A 17,102-nucleotide genomic window follows, 5' to 3' on the forward strand; every position below is an offset into this window, starting at 1 on the left:
GATCTAACTATAATTTACTGCTACGGCAATGATCAAGGCCAAAAAGGCTAAAAAAAACACACTGATCAATACTGGAAATATAAAACGAATCCACCGATCAATGGGTACTCTGCACATACTTAGCATGGCGATAAGCCCTCCGAGGGTCGGGTTGACCAGGTTAGACAGTCCATCACCGATCTGAAAGGCCAGAATGGTGATTTGCCTACTAAGTCCCAGAGACTCTCCCAGGGGTAACATAACGGGTAAAGTAGCCAGTGCCTGACCACTACCGGAAGGGATAAAAAAATTGATTAGGCTTTGGGAAATGGACATGCCTATTGCCGAGGCGTATAAGGGCAATCCTTCCAGGGCGTTCGAAAACTGGTAGGAGATGGTATCCCCAATGTTTCCCATTTCCATAAGCACTTTTATGGATGTTGCAAAGCCTACCATAAATGCCCCTGGTGCGGCAAGAGCAACTGATTTTAATACGGTTTCGCTCATAGTGGTAGCGCCCATGCCAGAAACAATTCCACAAAGCAATGCTACCACTAAGAATACTGCTGAAAGTTCGTTGATGTACCAATTGAGATTGAAGACGCCGTACAAGACAACCAACAGGCCTATTACAAAAATGGAAATGACCATCCAGTTTTTTCTGCTCAATTGATATTCTTGTAAGGGCCGGGACAATCCCAGTTCACTATCGTCAAGACCTTTGCCCAAACTTTTGCTGGGATCCAGGGCGATCTTCTTAAAATACCTCACATTGTAGTATGCCATTACACCTAAGGCGGAAAAACAGAGTACACTGCGGAGTAGGGCGCCTGAAAACATAGGTAGTTCGGCTATTTTGTGTCCTGTTCCGACCGTATACGGATTTATAGGCGATAGCCCAAAGCCAATGGTCATGGCCCCAACGGAGATACCGGCAGCCAGTATTAGATCCCCTCCCAATGCCAGGCTGAGTACAGCCGCTATGGGTACCATGGCAATATTGTTTTCATAACCCACGGTTATACCCAGTATCCCGTAGATAAAGGTCATGATCACAATGATCATATGTTTGTTTTTCAGACCTAATTTCTTCACCAGGGTCCCCACCGCGTTTTCAACCGCCTTGGATCTATCCATAAAGCCAAACATGATCCCCCCGGCAAGTACGATAAAGATTATTTCCACCGCCGCTTTAAAACCCAGGGGAATGGACTTGAACATGTCTAATAGTCCAACAGGGGTTGAGTCTATGGTTTTGTAGGAGCCCGGAACAACAGTTTGCCTTCCATCAACCAGAATCCGCTCGTAAGTTCCTGCTGGCAGTATATAAGTCAACAGGCTTACCAGTACAATAATGCCGAAAAGCATGGTGATGGCATGGGGTATACGCTGAAAAAAAGAGGGGGTTTTGGAAATCGATTTACTCATTTATCTCAATAGGACTGCAGCGAATTATTGGTTTAAGAACAAATAAACCTGATTTTCATTAATTCCGGTCTATTTAAACTAAAATATTCGGTACAGACTAATATGGTATAAAATTTATCAAATAGGTCTTATTGTTGAGATAAAATGAAAGAATGATGTCATTTATTCGTTAGAAGAACATTTGTAGTTTGTTAGAATAGGAGTATTTTCAAACTTTGTTGATGTCATTAAAAATGACTTGTTGCAATCTTAAACCTGAATTGATCAATCCGTAAAAAATAAATATTCATGCGTCTATTTTGGTTCTTATTTCTATGCTGTATTGGAGGAATTCTTGGCTGCAAGGACGTAAAAATGGAAGAGGGTTCGACCCGAATAGACACCTACTCCTATGATCAATTGGATTATCCCAATGGGGATTTCCAGATCCCGGAAGCGTTGCAAGCAGAGTACCGGCAAAAATTCTTTATACCATGGACATTAAGCCCAGGGGAAATTCTTGATTCTTTAACTACATTTCCGGGAAAGGACCTGTCTTACCTTGATAAATACCTGGATGATGATGAATGGTATGGTGAGAATAAAAAGAACCATAAAAAATGGCAACGGGAAGAAGTTGTGCAAAACATCGACCGGAATAGCTTTCCCAATTTTTTAAAAAGAGCCATAACCATCACACATACTGATTTGCGAAGGATCCCAACAATTCGTCCCGGCTTTGACGTGTACTCAAACGCGGGGGAGGGTTACCCTTTTGATTATTTTCAGGAAACCGCTTTGTGGGCCAATACCCCTGTATTGATTGCGCACATCTCTATCGATAGACAGTGGTGTTATGTTATCAGTCCGTTTTACAAAGGCTGGGTGGCGATGCGTGATGTCGCTATTGTCGATGATGATTTCGCAGAGCAATGGACTACAGCGATGTTTTGCCAGCCGCTCTCCGATGGGCTCAATTTGAAAAGCCCGCTTTCGAATTATGCGATAAATGCCAAGATGGGAATGTTTATGCCCTATGAAGAAATACCGGATAAACCCGATATGATTTCGGTTTACTTCGCGAACGCGGATGAAAACCAAAAAGCCAGGATCTTAAAGGCAGCAGTAGCTAAAAACAAGGTAGCATTTGACAATTTGGAGTTCAACGGTGGCAAGCTTCGGCAATTGATTTCTAATTTGATAGGAAGACCTTATGGTTGGGGAGGAAATCTGGAAAACCGGGATTGTTCGTCCTTAATTCGCGATTTGTTCGGTACGTACAGAGTTTGGCTTCCCCGGGATTCCAGGGATCAGTTGAAGATTGGCCGTAAATACGATTTTCCGGATACGGCAGAGGAGAAAATAAAATTGATCAAAGAAAAAGGAGTTCCGTTTCTGACCATTTTAAGGAAAAAAGGACACAATATGTTGTACGTGGGCGATGCTCCCAACGGAGAACCTCTCATTCTTCATGCTATTTGGGGATTAAAGACATCGTATTCAGATGAGCAACTGGCTACCTTTCTGAAAAGGTATCCAATAGAAGGTATTCATCAGGACAAAGACGGGAAACTAATTGGAAGACACATTATTGGAGAGGCGGTCATAACTTCTGTCACCGCTGGTTCCGGAATTGAAGATGTCATTGAACCCGTAATTGATGAGATCTACGCGATGACGAATCTTTTTGAAGATTGAAGCGGTGTCGAAGCCCTAATTCATGAAATGATTCGTTCCAAGCTGTGCCCAATCCTCTTGAAAGGATACTTCGCCTTTAGCGCTGACCCGGGCGAAATACTTTCATTTCCTTTGGATTAGTTTCCAGATAAGGACCTTCAATAAGATCAATACAATAGGGAATAGCCGGAAAAACAGCCTCCAGACATTCTCGAATAGATTTCGGTTTACCCGGTAGATTGACGATCAACGAATTCCCACGGATTCCAGCGGTTTGACGTGAGAGAATAGCAGTGGGCACATATTGTAAGCTCACCTGCCTCATCTGTTCTCCAAATCCGGGAAGTAGTTTTTCACAAACGGCGATGGTTGCCTCAGGGGTTACATCTCGTACTGCGGGTCCTGTGCCACCGGTAGTTACGATCAGACAGCAGCCCTTGTTATCCGCCATGTTGATCATTTCTTCTTCCAGCAAGGCTTGTTCATCCGGAATAACTGCATACTCCGCTTCCCATGGGCTAGAAAGCCACATATTCAGAAGTCGCTTTACTTCCCTACCTGGTAAATCCTCATATTCGCCCCGGCTGGCCCGATCCGACACATTGATTATACCAATTTTTATTTTTCCCATTTGTACTCAACTTTAGCGTTAACAAGAGTACAACTATTGAAATTGCCGCACAATTAAAAGTCATATAAAATCCTGCTTTTCCGAACGCCTTTTAACCAGGCCAGAGTCTTGTTTAAAGAAACATATGAGAAGGCATTCCTATCTTTGTAGCCAATACCAGTTGATTGGCCTTGCCAAAGCTGATTTCTGCAAAACTGTCAATCTAAATAATATAGATTTGAAATATTTAACAAATAAATAAAGACCTTTAGGAACTGAATTGCCTTTTAGCTTATTAGTTTAGAGCTGTAAAATGAGCGTTGGATTGGTAAAGAAATGGAAGCATGAAAATATTCAAAAGTTTAGCACCTTACCTGGCCTCTCTGGCAATCCTCTACTTTGTCCCTGCACTGGCGCAGACTCATCATGATGGCCTGCATCACTGGGAGATCCCGAGTAAGGATCCGGATAGAATTATACTGACGTTCCATGGTGATCCTTCAACACATAGAGCCGTTACCTGGCGCACTGATGCGAATATTACCGAAGCCTTTGCCCAAATAGCAGAAGCCGAAGTGAATTCCGACTTTGTTGAAAAGGCGGTTAGCATAAAGGCCAAAACGGAACAATTTGATTTAGGCTTATACAAAGGAAATACCTCTCTGATGGTCCATTACCACAACGTCATATTTGATGGATTAAAACCGGATCAGCTGTATGTATACAGGGTTGGAGACGGTAGCGATCACTGGTCTGAATGGATTCAGTTTCGTACCTCTGGGGTTGGCTATGCACCAACTCAATTTGTATATTTTGGCGATGCCCAAAACGATATTCTCGAGCACTGGTCACGTCTGATCCGTATGGCCTACCAAACCTCCCCCAATGCAGCGTTTGTGATCCATGCCGGGGATCTTATCAACAATGCACATAAGGACCAGGAATGGGCAGAATGGTATAAAGCCGGTGGATTTATCCATAGCCAATGGACAGCAATACCCGTTGTCGGGAATCATGAATTCTCGTCCATCACAGAGGGGGAGTCCAGGAGGCTCTCCATTCAATGGCGCCCCCAGTTTACACTTCCGGTTGAAGAGGACCTGGACCCTGAACTACATGAAACTGTTTATACCATAGATTATCAGGACATAAGGATCATTGTCCTCAATTCTAATGATAAGCTTGAAGAACAAACCAGCTATATAGAAAAGCAATTGAAAGATTGCACGGCAAAGTGGAAGATCATTAGTTGTCATCATTCCGTATTCTCCCCGGCAAAAGGGCGCGACTTTGAATTTGCACGGGAAAACTGGAAACCACTTCTGGACAAATATGGGGTAGATTTAGTACTAAATGGTCATGATCATACCTATGCAAGAGGCCATGTCCCTGTTAGAACCACGGACTCAGAAGACCCCGATCAGCTTGGTACGGTCTATGTCACTTCCGTAAGCGGTCCCAAACAGTACGAGCTGGATGCTGAACAAATGAAAGCCTATAAGAAACAAGGTTATCAGTTGGACAAATCCGCGGAACAGAAACAGTTCTTCCAGGTGATCACAATTCAGGACAACACACTAACCTATGTAGCCTACACCGTACTGGGTGAAGAGTATGACAAAGCGGTAATTACCAAAGATTTCAGAACCGGCAAGAAAGAATTGAAGTAGAAGTGCAATAGAGATACCCTGGTTTTCATGCACCACCGGCCCATCCCTTCTATTTGCCCTTGCTTTTATCTGCCTTAGTCAATACTTTTAATTAAGCTATTAATCAAAGGTCTCTAAGCTAGGAGTCAGGACCATTAGAAAAAATCAAATAAATATGGTAGAAGTTAAAAGCGCATCGGTTATTTCAACCGGGCTTTTAATTATGGGGTTTGCTATCATATTGGCTTACTCTTGCAAGGGCCAGGAAGGGGAACAAGCGCCGAAAGAGAATACGGAAGTATTGAGTAAGCCTCAAAAAAAAGCACACCAGCCCTTGGTTTACTCTCAGAGCTTTAAGAACTCCGGACTACATTCCACCTTAAATGGGACAGTCAGTGAATTTGTATGGCAGATCTATGAGGACAAGAAGGCTAACTATTGGTTTGGTACGAATCACGATGGGGTCCTGTTTTATGACCGTAAATCGCTAAAACAGTACACTCCCGAAAATGGGATAGGGGGCAACGCGGTCCGGGCCATAGCTGAAGACAAAAAAGGAAAAATTTGGTTGGGAACCTCTGATGGGCTTACCAGCTATAACGGAATAGAGTTTAGAAATTATACCACCCAGGACGGCTTGATAGACAATGAGATCTGGACAGTTGAAATTGACGAAGAAGGTACAATATGGGTGGGTACAGTAGGTGGCGTAAGCAAGTTTGACGGATCAAAGTTTGAAGACTTTAAGGTCCGGAAACCTAATGTTCCTAATCCGGAATCCAAGTTGTCAAGAAATCGGGTCAGGGATATTCTGATAGATCAAAAAGGTCATATTTGGTTTGTGAATGATGGCTACGGTATAAGTAAATTTGACGGCGATAAATTTGAGTTTTTCACCACCGGGAACGGACTCACAGATAATAATGTGACGGATGTTTTTGAGGACAGCCAGGGAAATATTTGGATAGGAACCTATTACGGAGGGGCCAGTAAATATGATGGTAAGACCTTTATAAACTTTACAAAAGAAGGAATAATTGCAGGAGTAGAAACCTATAGTTTTTGTGAAGATCAGGCAGGTAATATTTGGTTTGCGGCGGAAAATCACGGCGTGTATCGATATGATGGCAAAAAATTCACACAGTTTACTACCAAAGATGGGCTGGCCACAAACGGGGTCCTAAGCATTTATTCTGATCACAAAGGGCAAATTTGGTTTACAACCTGGGCAGGAATTAGCCTTTATGACGGTAAAGAAATAACGAATGTCTCCGATAAAGAACCTTGGACGAGATAAAAATTCTTTCCGACAATCCATCCAAAATTGTAGCTTAGATTTTAACCGAAGAAGTTAGTCCCAACGCAAATTCAACCCACAATTTTCTCAAATCCCCACATTAATTCAATCCGGTTTGCTAATTTGCGCACTACTTCAAAAGCCAAATAATTGAGTAGTTTTCAGGATAAGCTGACCAAATTTTTGAACAAAACAAGAGTAGGAAGGATCGTTTTGGCGTATTATCTCCTGCAAAAGAATTTTTTGTCCAAATACGGTTGGACCAAAACAGTTCTTCTTAAGCAACCCGTAAACCGGGAGAAAGAGCCTATCCCATGGTTTACCTACAGCTTTATTGCCTTTATCAGACCGAGAATTAGGGCAGATTTCAAAGTATTTGAGTTCGGCAGTGGAAATTCAACCCTCTGGTTGTCTTCATTGGGTTGTGAGGTGTTCTCTGTAGAACACGACGAGAAGTGGTATAGGATGCTGGAACCTAAGTTTTCCAAAATACCTAATGTCCACAGCTCCCTGGAGTCTTTGGAGGCCAATGCCTATTCGCGGTCCATTCTAAAATACGAACAGCAATTTGATGTGATAATTATTGATGGACGGGATAGAATTCAATGCTGTAAAAACTCCCTTAATGCCTTAAAACCCGAAGGCGTCATCATTTGGGACAATGCAGACCGAATGGAATACGCTGAGGGATATGAAATTCTCCAAAACAACGGTTTTAAACGTATTGATTTTCAGGGAATGGGCCCCATTAACTCAAAACCCTGGTGCACTGCGCTTTTCTATCGCCAGGACAATTGCCTCAAAGTCTGAATCAAAGTATTTCGAATTCCGTGACCAAATGCTCTTTTTCCAGCGGTACGAAAAATACATCCCGTATTCCATTGTCTTCCTTTCGGGTCAGGGAAGTTATCCTCTTTAGGCCATGTCCGATGTGAGCGAAAAAGGAATATTCCAGATCCTTGAAATAGGACTCCAGTTCTGACTCGTTCAGATCAAACAAAAGCTCACAAATAACTATCGGACGGTCCTTTTTAATGGCATCCAAACCCCCGCGTAGTACGGCCACCTCCGCACCCTCAACGTCTATCTTTACAAGGTCTATAGGCGGGGTCTGAAGGCGAATATCACTGAGTCGCTTAGCAGCGACTGTTACTTTTTGGGATGGAATCCCCCTTTTTGTCCCCGTATTGTGTTCTCCGGATAGATTCAGGATTTTGGGAAACTTCGGATTGAATACCTCGTAAAAATCTATGTCCCCACTTGCATTTGAAAGCGCATAGGGGTGAACCTGAATTTTATCGGAAACCTCGTTTATTCTTAAGTTTTCGGACAAATATTTCAACGGTCCTATAGAAGGCTCAAAGGCCTCCACCTTGAGATCCGGATTTATCTTTGTTCCCAGAATACTGTAGTAGCCAATGTTCGCCCCAACATCCCAGAAGGTGTCCACTTTCTTGATCAAATCCAGGAAAACGGAGGTGTATTCAAACTCTAGAGGGTCGTTCCAATACAGTCGGCGGGTGACGTAACTGGTTTGGTTTGTACTGAGTTTTAAAGAAATTTCAGAATTCACCCGGATATTGACCAGCCCGCTCGGATTAATTCTATACCTATCCGGTACCAACGGGCCCATAAGACGCATTAACCCCCTGACTATTTTGTTTATACCTTCCTTATACAATAGGCTTCTCAGAAGACTCCTCATTTAGATCTGTTGTTGCGGTCCCAAAGATATCCAATAAATCACGGCTGATCTCAATTAAATCTGATATTCAAAATATCATCAGTGGAAAGGAATATCCCGGCATTTCAGCCCGAAGACAGCAAGGTAATTTTTAATCTTAATTGCTATGCTCAATATTGTCAAGGTGGAGCACCAGAATTTCACTATGTTATTATAGTTAACCGTTAGATTAACAGGGCGTTATAAAATCTTTAAAAGTATTGATTTTATCGTTAAGTGGTATGTTTTTTTTTGTACATTACCCTTCTGCTTAACCAACAAGAATTTATCGTATGAAAAGGGAACGCGCACTATTTCATCGACTATTAATGTTGATTTTTCTGCTTGCCCTGTTTCCTGTTTCATCTGCTTCAATTTCTATCGATTACAACGCTCCCGGCAGCCTGAATTACCCAGTTCCCGCGGCTTTTGAATTAAGATTAAACTGTGGTGGTGGCCAGTTGAGTTACGGTGATGAAGTATACCTGGCGGACGATTTTTTTATCGGAGGAAGACCTGCTTCCAGTACGAATGCAGCCATAGGAGGTACCGATCAGGATGAGCTTTACCGCTCGGGCCGAACGGCCACTCAGAATCTGGGAGGTTTTCAGTATGCCATACCTGTGGACAATGGTACTTACGAGATAAAGCTTCACTTCGCAGAGATCTATTGGACCGGCTCGGGCCAAAGGGTTTTTTCGGTGGAGGTTGAAGGAAACCCTATACTCTTAGACTTTGATATTACTGCCGAGGTAGGAGCGCGTCATGCGGTGATTAAGACGGCGAACACTTCAGTGACAGATGGCCTGCTTAATATTGAGTTCTCCGCCAACGTAAACCGCCCGCTGTTATCTGCCTTGGAAATTTTGGGAGAAACAACTTTAAGTACAGAAACCGATATACTTTCCTTTGTTGTCGATCAACAAACCGGTTCATCTACGATCAATCCAACAGATCATACTATCGCCATTGAGGTTGCCAATGGTACGGATCTCACCGCTATAACTCCGGCAATTAGTTTGTCTGAAGGAGCGACTGTGGTTCCGGCACCCGGGACCACTACCGATTTTAGTTCGGGTACGGCGACTTATGCGGTTACAGCAGAAGACGGACTTACCACCCAGGATTGGGTTGTAAACCTAACGGAAGCGTCGCTTCCTACAGGCGGTGAACTCCATCTGATAGCCCGTATAAACTGTGGTGGAGGGCAAATGAATCTTGGATATCAAGTATTTGAGGCAGACACTTTTTTCAATGGAGGAAGACCTTCTTCAGGTACCAATGCGGAAATAGGAGGGACAAATATGGATCAGCTCTACCATACGGGTCGGACTGCCACTCAGAATTTGGGAGGATTCCAGTACGCCCTTCCTGTAATTGACGGTAATTACGAACTAAGGCTGCACTTTGCAGAGATCTATTGGACCGGATCAGGCCAAAGGGTCTTTTCGGTAGCGGTAGAAGGAACTCCAATGATCGTGGATCTGGATATCACCGATGAAGTGGGTGCACGTAATGCCCTGGTAAAAACTATAAACACCGCAGTCGCGGACGGTATTCTTAACATCGAATTTTCCGCCAGCGTGAACGGACCCCTGGTGTCCGCCCTTGAGGTATTCAGCCTAAACTCCTTGGGTACAGATACTGATATACTCTCTTTTGCTGTGGATCAACAAACGGGTATAGCAACAATCAATCCTACAGATCACACCATTGCTGTTGAGGTTGCCCATGGCACAGATCTTAGTGCTGTAGCCCCGGCTATTACGCTTTCAGAAGGGGCAACAGTGGTCCCAGGCTCCGGAGCTACAACAGATTTTAGTTCGGGTTCGGTCACCTATTCAGTTACGGCAGAAGACGGTGTAACTACCCAGGATTGGGTTGTAAGCCTTACGGAGGCAGCACCGCCTACAGGAGGCGAAACGAATCTTATAGCCCGTATAAACAGCTGTGGTGGCCAGGTGAGTTTCGGTGATGAAGTATTCGAGGCGGATACCTACTTTATCGGAGGAAGGGCATCTTCTAATCCGAGTGCTGCTATAGGAGGAACGGATCGCGATGAACTATATCGTACAGGCCGTACTTCCACTGAGAACCTTGGAGGATTCCAGTATGCTATTCCCCTGGATGAGGGTAATTATGAAATAAAACTTCATTTTGCGGAGATCTATTGGACCGGATCTGGCCAGAGAGTGTTTTCGGTAGAGGTTGAAGGAACTCCAATGATCATAGACCTGGATATTACCGATGAGGTAGGAGCACGCCATGCCGTGATCAAAACAGTGAATACGGCAGTTACAGATGGTATGCTGAATATCGTATTTACTGCCAGTATAAACAGACCCACTTTGTCTGCCATGGAAATATTCGGCAGTGGAGAGGTCGTGGTTCCCCCACCGGCAGTGGATTGCAGTTGGAACGATCTGGCGAACATATCGTACCCCCATATAGAGGGGCAAAGTGCGAATGTCAATGGGAGACTATATCTGGCGGGAGGTTATGATGGGAATATAGAAATTTTCAATAGTACGGAAATATACGATATTGATACTGATACCTGGAGTATAGGAACACCGATGTTGCTACCGGTCACCCACGGCGCAATGGTTGCCGTTAATGATGAGTTCTGGATAATAGGAGGCTTTGTCGGGAACAATCCCGGTCCGGTCACTGACAGGGTTCAAATTTATCATACCGCTACAGACAGCTGGAGTGAGGGACCCGCGCTTCCTGAGAAAAGAGGCTCCGGGGCTGCAACCTTTCTCAATGGAAAGATCCATTTTTTCGGTGGACTTCTTGAAGACAGGATTACGGATTCCGAAGATCACTATGTACTTGATATTAATGATCTGGCAGCAGGCTGGCAATCAGCGGCTCCCCTTCCAAACCCCAGGAACCACCTGAGCGCCGCAACTATAGACGGTTTGGTCTATGCAATTGGAGGTCAGTTTGGACATGACAATGGAGTAGATTATGTAAGTCTGTTACACGCATATGATCCCGCAACGGATTCCTGGTCTCAAAAAGCGGACCTGCTATATGATCGTTCACATTTTGAGATGGCCACCGCGGTGCACGGCGACAAAATATTGATCGCCGGGGGCAGGGGAGAAGGGTTTGTTGTTTTTAATTCACTTACTCAATACGATTCCAGTACGGATACCTGGTCTGAACTATGTGAGCTTCCTGAAGCCATATTGACTCCTGCCTTAGCCGTTTCTTCGGATCGTTTGATTATGGCAGGAGGTAGTATAGGGGGTAATCACAACGTAAGTTATAAGACCAGATGGTTACAACTTGAACCTAACTCTGCGGAGTGGTTCGTCTTGAAGTCACGCCTGGCTGAGCCTTATTTTAATGAAGTTGTGGTCTTCCCCAATCCATCGCAAGGTAGATTTGAAGTGAGTTTACCGGTATCATTGCACGCATTTGATCTTGTTGTTCGGGATATGTCGGGCCAGGTTGTTCTTACACAGAAATTTAGAAATTCCAACAAAGCAAGTTTTACTCTGGATTCGCCGGCAGGCCTCTACCTTCTTCAACTCCGGTTGGAATCTGGTGAAGAAATAGTACGAAAAATAGTCAAGCTTTAAATTCTCAAAACCGGGAAAAGGAGAACACCAAAAATGAAAGCGATCACCAAATCCAAATACGGCGGACCTGAAATACTACAATTGGAAGAGGTTGAGAAACCACAGCTTAAAGCTGGTCATATTCTGGTTAAGGTGGCAGCTAATTCCGTCAATCCGGCGGATTGGCATACCCTTAGGGGAAGCCCTTTCTTTATACGATTCTCCATGGGGTTATTTAAGCCAAAGGAAAAGGTTCTCGGGGCTGATTTTGCGGGCACGGTGGAGGAAATAGGCGATGGAGTTACGCAGTTCAAAGTAGGGGACAAGGTGTATGGAGAAAACTTCGAGGGAGGAGCATTCTCCGAGTATACCTGCGCGCCTGCGGCAGCCTGCGCCAGGGTTCCCGAGGGAGCAGACCTTAAGGAAATGGCATGTGTCCCTGTAGCCGGCCTGACTGCCTTGCAAGCCCTGATCACCCACGGTAATCTCAAGGAAAATGAATCCGTACTGATTAACGGCTCTTCCGGGGGAGTTGGTCATTTTACCGTGCAGATCGCCAAGGCCTATGGTGCAAAAGTCACGGCGGTTTGCTCTGCTAAAAACGTGGATTTTGTTAAAGGTCTGGGAGCTGATGAAGTACTTGCCTATGACAAGGAAAACATTCATAGTCATCAGGGGAAATACGACCTGGTGATCGATACCCATGGTAACCTTACGCATGCAGACTACAAGCGTATGGGAAGCAGAGGGGTGATAGTCGGTTTTACCACTATGGGCTCCCTGATGAGCTTGCTTTTGAAAAGGGCCTTAAGCAAGTACCCCCTGGCACAATTTGTAGCCCAGGCCAATACTGTAGACCTGGATACCTTGGCCGGATTGCTGGGGGAGGGCAAAGTAAGAGCGCATATAGACCGTATTTATGCCTATCAGAAGATACCCGAGGCCATAGCTTATATTGAAACCATGCGTACCCGGGGTAAGGTAGCCGTTCTTTGGGACTAATAGAACAAAAAAGGCGGTAAGAAGAGCACGCCAGAGTCATTTATTCCCTGGCAAATGAATATAACTTCTCATGCTCTGGTAACAATCGGCTAGGACATTCGTCAATCTTTACAGCAACCTTTTTGGCGCACCCGTGTTTGGGTTGACCCAATGCTTGCCAAACGAAAAATTATTACTAATAATTCAAAAAGAAAAAGAAAATGTTCAGTAAAGAAAACATCCTCAAATTAAACGTGTTCGTACTTTTCATGGCAGCAATAATGGATTTGATCAGAGGAATTATGCATACGTATGGGGTAAAATACGCGGCGGTAAACCTGGCCGGAATAGAGCCAATTCCGGATAGTCTTGTTCTTATGGGTAGTTTTGGGATCTCTAATTTCCTGACTGCTTTTATCTACTTTTTGGTGATTTGGAAGGCGAGAGAATTGGCCCCATATGTCTTAATATTCATACCTATAAGCTATGTTATAGGCGCGTTGGGATTTACACAGTTCCAAAACGTTCCCTTAGAAGCTGAATTCCTGGGGCAATATCTTATGAAACCCTATTTAATCATTTGCGCGATTACTGCTCTGACGTATTTTTTACCTTTTAGAAGCGGACAGCTCAAAAGCAGCTGATCCTGATCATTATTTCGCTGTTGTGATTTCTGTAAATTACAGGGATTTGTTTGGTTCTATGCCCGGCAAAAACTAAACTTCAGGATCAATGAAACAGCTGGTATTTCTGACTCTTTTGCTTCTTTTTTTGGGTTGTCAGTCTCAAACCAAAGACTCCTATGTCTATAATCCACCTCCAGAACTTGCTGACGATTTACAGACCGGGACCCTGACCGAAGTGGGGTTGGATTCAGTACCCATCATAAAGGCTGTAAATAAAATTGGAGCTGGCCGTTTTGGGGAGATACATTCCCTGCTGCTTTATAAGGAAGGGAAACTGGTCCTGGAGGAGTATTTTCCAGGACATATTTACCAATGGGATGGACCTCGCCATCACGGAAAGTTGGTGAACTGGGATCGGGATATGAGCCATAGCATTATGTCCGACACCAAGAGTATTACCTCAGTTTGTATTGGAGTTGCTGTGGATAAGGGATTCATAGCAGACGTCGACCAATCCATATTTGACTATCTCCCGGAACATCAACATTTGGCTCGGGACGGGAAAGAACATCTCACTATAGAACACCTTCTCACCATGACCCCCGGCCTTGAATGGGAAGAATGGAATGCTCCTTACAGCAGCCTGGAAAACCCTATCATTGGGATTTGGTATTCCGAGATGGACCCGGTTTCACATATCCTCAGTGGTAATTTAGTCCGTGCCCCTGGCAGCGGTTTTGCTTATTACGGAGGAAGCCAGATCCTGTTAGGAGAGATCCTAAAGAACGCAACGGGAATGCCAATTGATGAATTTTCACAGCAGTATCTGTGGGAACCTCTGAACATCGAAAACGCCAATTGGTCAGTACGCTTTGAGAATGGCGTCATTGAATCAGCAGGAGGCCTGAAACTTAAACCCAGGGATATGTTAAAGGTAGGAATTACCTATTTGGATGAGGGTGTTTGGAATGGTGAACAGATCGTTTCATCCGCCTGGGTGGCAAAAAGCCGTATTCCGTATAAGTCCAATACGGGCATTAAGGTACCTGGAGAGACCTCTCGTAAACAGGGGTATTCCTATTCCTGGTGGATAAATCCTCTGGAACATCAGGGTGAACAGATCGAGGCCTACCATGCCGGGGGATGGGGTGGGCAAAAGATCATTGTTATTCCCCCCTTAAAAACGGTCATAGTTTTTACAGGAGGTAACTATACTGGCAGAGTACCACAGTTCCGGATTGTGGAAAAGTATTTGTTGCCCGCCATTGACGAGCACTAAAAAACAATTGTTAAACTCAGTAATGAACTGTTAATCTTCTTTCTTCGTCTTCCGTAATTCAATACCTTAAGTAACTTCCTAAACCATAAGAAGATGAAATCAGGCCTAATTAAAACTGTCGCACTAAAACTTACCCTTGTTCTTTGTTTTATCGGATTCCAGTCGGCGGCCCAGGAAGTCAGCTCCGATAAGGAGCTGGATCGGAAGGTCATGGAATTTTTAAAAAGTAATAAACGAAAATGGCGCGATATGAATGTGCCGGCTTCCGACGGTCAGTTGCTTTACGATATCATCCTTAAGAATGGTTATACCCGGGGGCTTGAGATAGGGACTTCCACGGGGCACTCCGCCATCTGGATGGCCTGGGCTTTCAGCAAAACCGGGGGTAAGTTGATTACCATTGAAATAGATGAAAGCAGGTATAAAGAGGCGCTGGCCAATTTTGAAAAAGCCGGCTTATCGGATTTTATAGATGCGCGCCTGGCAAATGCTCATCAACTCGTAAAAGAACTTAAAGGACCCTTTGATTTTGTTTTTAGCGATGCCGATAAGGGCTGGTATATCAATTATTTTAAAGATGTCGCGCCCAAACTGGTCTCCAAAGGATGCTTTGCAGCACATAACATTCGTCCACCTGGTAAAAGAGGTATGGCGGGCACCAGGGAATACCTGGAATACGTAATGGCTTTGGATGATTTTACAACCACTGTGGACAATTCAGGCGGCGGCCTGGCCATCAGCTACAAAAATTAAGATTATTCATATTTACTTATTCCTCCTTCCGCATTACCTTTGCGGCATGAAAAAAGCGGGGGTATTTTTCTTTGTTTTTTTATACATGCTGGCCATGTACCGCCCGGTGGCACCAGTTTTTGAATATATTGTTAACCAGGACTATATCGCGGAGTTTTTCTGTATCAATCAGGACAAGCCGGAACTCGATTGTAATGGTAAGTGCTACCTGATGCAAATGCTCAATGAGCAAAATGAAGAAAAACAACGGAACCTCCCGAGTATCCTCATGGAAGAATACCCTATAGGTTTTGTGGTTTTACTTGATGTACATGCCAAAGCCAACCAGTTTTTCAAGAGATCAACTCCGGATTTCTACCTTAAGAACTACCACTATCTCTATAGCTACCAAGACTTTCACCCTCCGACTTCAGTGAATATTATTTCCGGGATTTCCTAAGAGATCAGGGGGCACTACCTGTAAAAGGCCAAGTGCTTCTTCACTTTATTATTCACTTAACAAAAGATCAATGAAACTTAAAATATGTGCCATTTTAATAATGGCCGGTGGGCTGCTTGTGGCCCAGGACGATCAACAAAATACAACAGAATGGTCTGCTGGCAGACCGGATGGACATGCTCCTATTTCCGTAATGGGAGATCATATGCACGGTAAGGGAGAATGGATGTTCTCTTATCGCTATATGTACATGAATATGGATGAACTGCGGGCAGGTTCGGATGATGCTACCACCGATCAGGCTTTGGCAGACTATATGGTCACTCCAACCAACATGCCTATGAATATGCATATGCTCGGAGCCATGTACGCGCCCAGTGATAAGATCACCCTAATGGTGATGCTAAACTATCTGTCCATGGAAATGGACCATATTACCCGAATGGGCGGTAGTTTTACCACCGAGGCATCCGGTTTTGGAGATATCCGGATTTCCGGGCTCTATAAATTTTTTAATAAGAACCGACAGACCATGCATGGGCAGTTGGGCTTTTCAATCCCAACGGGCTCGGTAACTGAAAGTGATGTAACCCCGGCTTCAGCACCTAATGAGACAGAATTGCCATATCCAATGCAAATTGGAAGTGGTACTTTCGATACAAACCTGGCCCTGACCTATCTGGGACAGACGGATCAAATTTCCTGGGGGTCTCAGTTGAGAGGGATATTTCGCTTTGGAGAAAACGAAAGGGATTACCGTTATGGAAACCGCTATAGCCTCAACAACTGGTTCGCCGTAAAGGCAAGTCCCTGGCTAAGTGTCTCAGCCAGACTGGAAGGCCTAATTGTAGGAGAAATAGAAGGTGCGGACCCTAATTTAAACCCAATGATGGTAATAACCGCGGATACCGCGAACAGTGGTGGAACATTCGTAAACGGGGGCATTGGATTCAATACTTATATTCCTTCAGGAGCCTTGAAAAACCTGAGGTTTGGCCTGGAAATGGCGCTGCCTCTGGTACAAGATCTGAACGGTATTCAACTGAAGACCAAAGAGACGATTACCGCTGGATTGCAATACGCTTTTTGAATCCTTTGAACGGAAATGAA

Annotated in this window: 14 protein-coding genes; 11 read left to right on the top strand and 3 right to left on the bottom strand. The window is 44.3% G+C overall.

Annotation, left to right across the window (positions count from 1 at the left end; genetic code table 11):
• Nucleotides 1–3: 3 nt before the first annotated feature.
• Entirely contained in the window at nucleotides 4–1,407 is a 1,404-nt protein-coding gene (locus tag GTQ38_RS13515) for a YfcC family protein (protein WP_161436074.1), read from the bottom strand.
• A 288-nt stretch (nucleotides 1,408–1,695) separates the two neighbouring features.
• Here GTQ38_RS13515 and GTQ38_RS13520 point away from each other — a divergent pair, with 288 nt between their 5' ends.
• Complete coding sequence (locus tag GTQ38_RS13520) at nucleotides 1,696–3,084, top strand: C40 family peptidase (RefSeq protein WP_161436075.1); 1,389 nt, start codon at nucleotides 1,696–1,698, stop codon at nucleotides 3,082–3,084.
• A gap of 76 nt (nucleotides 3,085–3,160) precedes the next feature.
• Here GTQ38_RS13520 and mog read toward each other — a convergent pair whose 3' ends face one another.
• Nucleotides 3,161–3,694, bottom strand: a complete 534-nt coding sequence (gene mog / locus GTQ38_RS13525) for a molybdopterin adenylyltransferase (protein ID WP_161436076.1) — start codon at nucleotides 3,692–3,694, stop codon at nucleotides 3,161–3,163.
• Nucleotides 3,695–4,017: 323 nt separating this feature from the next.
• On the opposite strand from mog, the gene GTQ38_RS13530 reads away from it, so the two are divergent.
• The 3 genes from GTQ38_RS13530 (at nucleotide 4,018) to GTQ38_RS13540 (ending at nucleotide 7,429) form a co-directional block, all read left to right on the top strand.
• On the top strand, nucleotides 4,018–5,343 hold the full coding sequence (locus tag GTQ38_RS13530) for a purple acid phosphatase family protein (RefSeq protein ID WP_161436077.1): 1,326 nt from the start codon (nucleotides 4,018–4,020) through the stop codon (nucleotides 5,341–5,343).
• 154 nt (nucleotides 5,344–5,497) lie between these two features.
• On the top strand, nucleotides 5,498–6,619 hold the full coding sequence (locus GTQ38_RS13535) for a ligand-binding sensor domain-containing protein (RefSeq protein WP_161436078.1): 1,122 nt from the start codon (nucleotides 5,498–5,500) through the stop codon (nucleotides 6,617–6,619).
• Between the two features lie 183 nt (nucleotides 6,620–6,802).
• Nucleotides 6,803–7,429 (top strand): class I SAM-dependent methyltransferase, encoded by a 627-nt coding sequence (locus GTQ38_RS13540; RefSeq protein ID WP_161436079.1) that lies wholly within the window; start codon nucleotides 6,803–6,805, stop codon nucleotides 7,427–7,429.
• 1 nt (nucleotide 7,430) lies between these two features.
• On the opposite strand, the gene GTQ38_RS13545 is transcribed toward GTQ38_RS13540, so the two are convergent.
• Nucleotides 7,431–8,324: an FkbM family methyltransferase gene (locus tag GTQ38_RS13545; RefSeq protein WP_161436080.1), complete on the bottom strand. Its 894-nt coding sequence runs from the start codon at nucleotides 8,322–8,324 to the stop codon at nucleotides 7,431–7,433.
• Between the two features lie 311 nt (nucleotides 8,325–8,635).
• Between GTQ38_RS13545 and GTQ38_RS13550 the strand changes: the two genes are divergently transcribed.
• The 7 genes from GTQ38_RS13550 to GTQ38_RS13580 all read left to right on the top strand — a co-directional run bounded on the left by GTQ38_RS13550 (nucleotide 8,636) and on the right by GTQ38_RS13580 (nucleotide 17,082).
• Nucleotides 8,636–11,935, top strand: a complete 3,300-nt coding sequence (locus GTQ38_RS13550; RefSeq protein WP_161436081.1) for a malectin domain-containing carbohydrate-binding protein — start codon at nucleotides 8,636–8,638, stop codon at nucleotides 11,933–11,935.
• A 33-nt stretch (nucleotides 11,936–11,968) separates the two neighbouring features.
• Nucleotides 11,969–12,916, top strand: a complete 948-nt coding sequence (locus tag GTQ38_RS13555; protein WP_161436082.1) for an NAD(P)-dependent alcohol dehydrogenase — start codon at nucleotides 11,969–11,971, stop codon at nucleotides 12,914–12,916.
• 200 nt (nucleotides 12,917–13,116) lie between these two features.
• The gene (locus GTQ38_RS13560; protein WP_161436083.1) at nucleotides 13,117–13,539 is read left to right on the top strand and encodes a hypothetical protein; all 423 of its coding nucleotides are present in this window, start codon (nucleotides 13,117–13,119) and stop codon (nucleotides 13,537–13,539) included.
• A gap of 88 nt (nucleotides 13,540–13,627) precedes the next feature.
• Nucleotides 13,628–14,800: a serine hydrolase domain-containing protein gene (locus GTQ38_RS13565; RefSeq protein WP_161436084.1), complete on the top strand. Its 1,173-nt coding sequence runs from the start codon at nucleotides 13,628–13,630 to the stop codon at nucleotides 14,798–14,800.
• Between the two features lie 93 nt (nucleotides 14,801–14,893).
• Entirely contained in the window at nucleotides 14,894–15,553 is a 660-nt protein-coding gene (locus tag GTQ38_RS13570) for an O-methyltransferase (RefSeq protein WP_161436085.1), read from the top strand.
• A 46-nt stretch (nucleotides 15,554–15,599) separates the two neighbouring features.
• A complete protein-coding gene (locus GTQ38_RS13575) occupies nucleotides 15,600–15,992 on the top strand; it encodes a hypothetical protein (RefSeq protein ID WP_238857937.1) in 393 nt (130 codons plus the stop codon).
• 70 nt (nucleotides 15,993–16,062) lie between these two features.
• Nucleotides 16,063–17,082: a transporter family protein gene (locus GTQ38_RS13580; RefSeq protein WP_161436086.1), complete on the top strand. Its 1,020-nt coding sequence runs from the start codon at nucleotides 16,063–16,065 to the stop codon at nucleotides 17,080–17,082.
• The last annotated feature ends 20 nt before the right edge of the window (nucleotides 17,083–17,102 follow it).

The organism is Poritiphilus flavus, from assembly GCF_009901585.1.
Classification (GTDB): Bacteria; Bacteroidota; Bacteroidia; order Flavobacteriales; family Flavobacteriaceae; genus Poritiphilus; species Poritiphilus flavus.

Coding starts and splice junctions, on each gene's coding strand:
- GTQ38_RS13570 (WP_161436085.1), top strand. CDS start 14,894: ATGAAATCAGGCCTAATTAAAACTGTCGCACTAAAACTTACCCTTGTT.
- GTQ38_RS13555 (WP_161436082.1), top strand. CDS start 11,969: ATGAAAGCGATCACCAAATCCAAATACGGCGGACCTGAAATACTACAA.
- GTQ38_RS13560 (WP_161436083.1), top strand. CDS start 13,117: ATGTTCAGTAAAGAAAACATCCTCAAATTAAACGTGTTCGTACTTTTC.
- GTQ38_RS13515 (WP_161436074.1), bottom strand. CDS start 1,407: ATGAGTAAATCGATTTCCAAAACCCCCTCTTTTTTTCAGCGTATACCC.
- mog (WP_161436076.1), bottom strand. CDS start 3,694: ATGGGAAAAATAAAAATTGGTATAATCAATGTGTCGGATCGGGCCAGC.
- GTQ38_RS13530 (WP_161436077.1), top strand. CDS start 4,018: ATGAAAATATTCAAAAGTTTAGCACCTTACCTGGCCTCTCTGGCAATC.
- GTQ38_RS13545 (WP_161436080.1), bottom strand. CDS start 8,324: ATGAGGAGTCTTCTGAGAAGCCTATTGTATAAGGAAGGTATAAACAAA.
- GTQ38_RS13535 (WP_161436078.1), top strand. CDS start 5,498: ATGGTAGAAGTTAAAAGCGCATCGGTTATTTCAACCGGGCTTTTAATT.
- GTQ38_RS13580 (WP_161436086.1), top strand. CDS start 16,063: ATGAAACTTAAAATATGTGCCATTTTAATAATGGCCGGTGGGCTGCTT.
- GTQ38_RS13565 (WP_161436084.1), top strand. CDS start 13,628: ATGAAACAGCTGGTATTTCTGACTCTTTTGCTTCTTTTTTTGGGTTGT.
- GTQ38_RS13520 (WP_161436075.1), top strand. CDS start 1,696: ATGCGTCTATTTTGGTTCTTATTTCTATGCTGTATTGGAGGAATTCTT.
- GTQ38_RS13575 (WP_238857937.1), top strand. CDS start 15,600: ATGAAAAAAGCGGGGGTATTTTTCTTTGTTTTTTTATACATGCTGGCC.
- GTQ38_RS13550 (WP_161436081.1), top strand. CDS start 8,636: ATGAAAAGGGAACGCGCACTATTTCATCGACTATTAATGTTGATTTTT.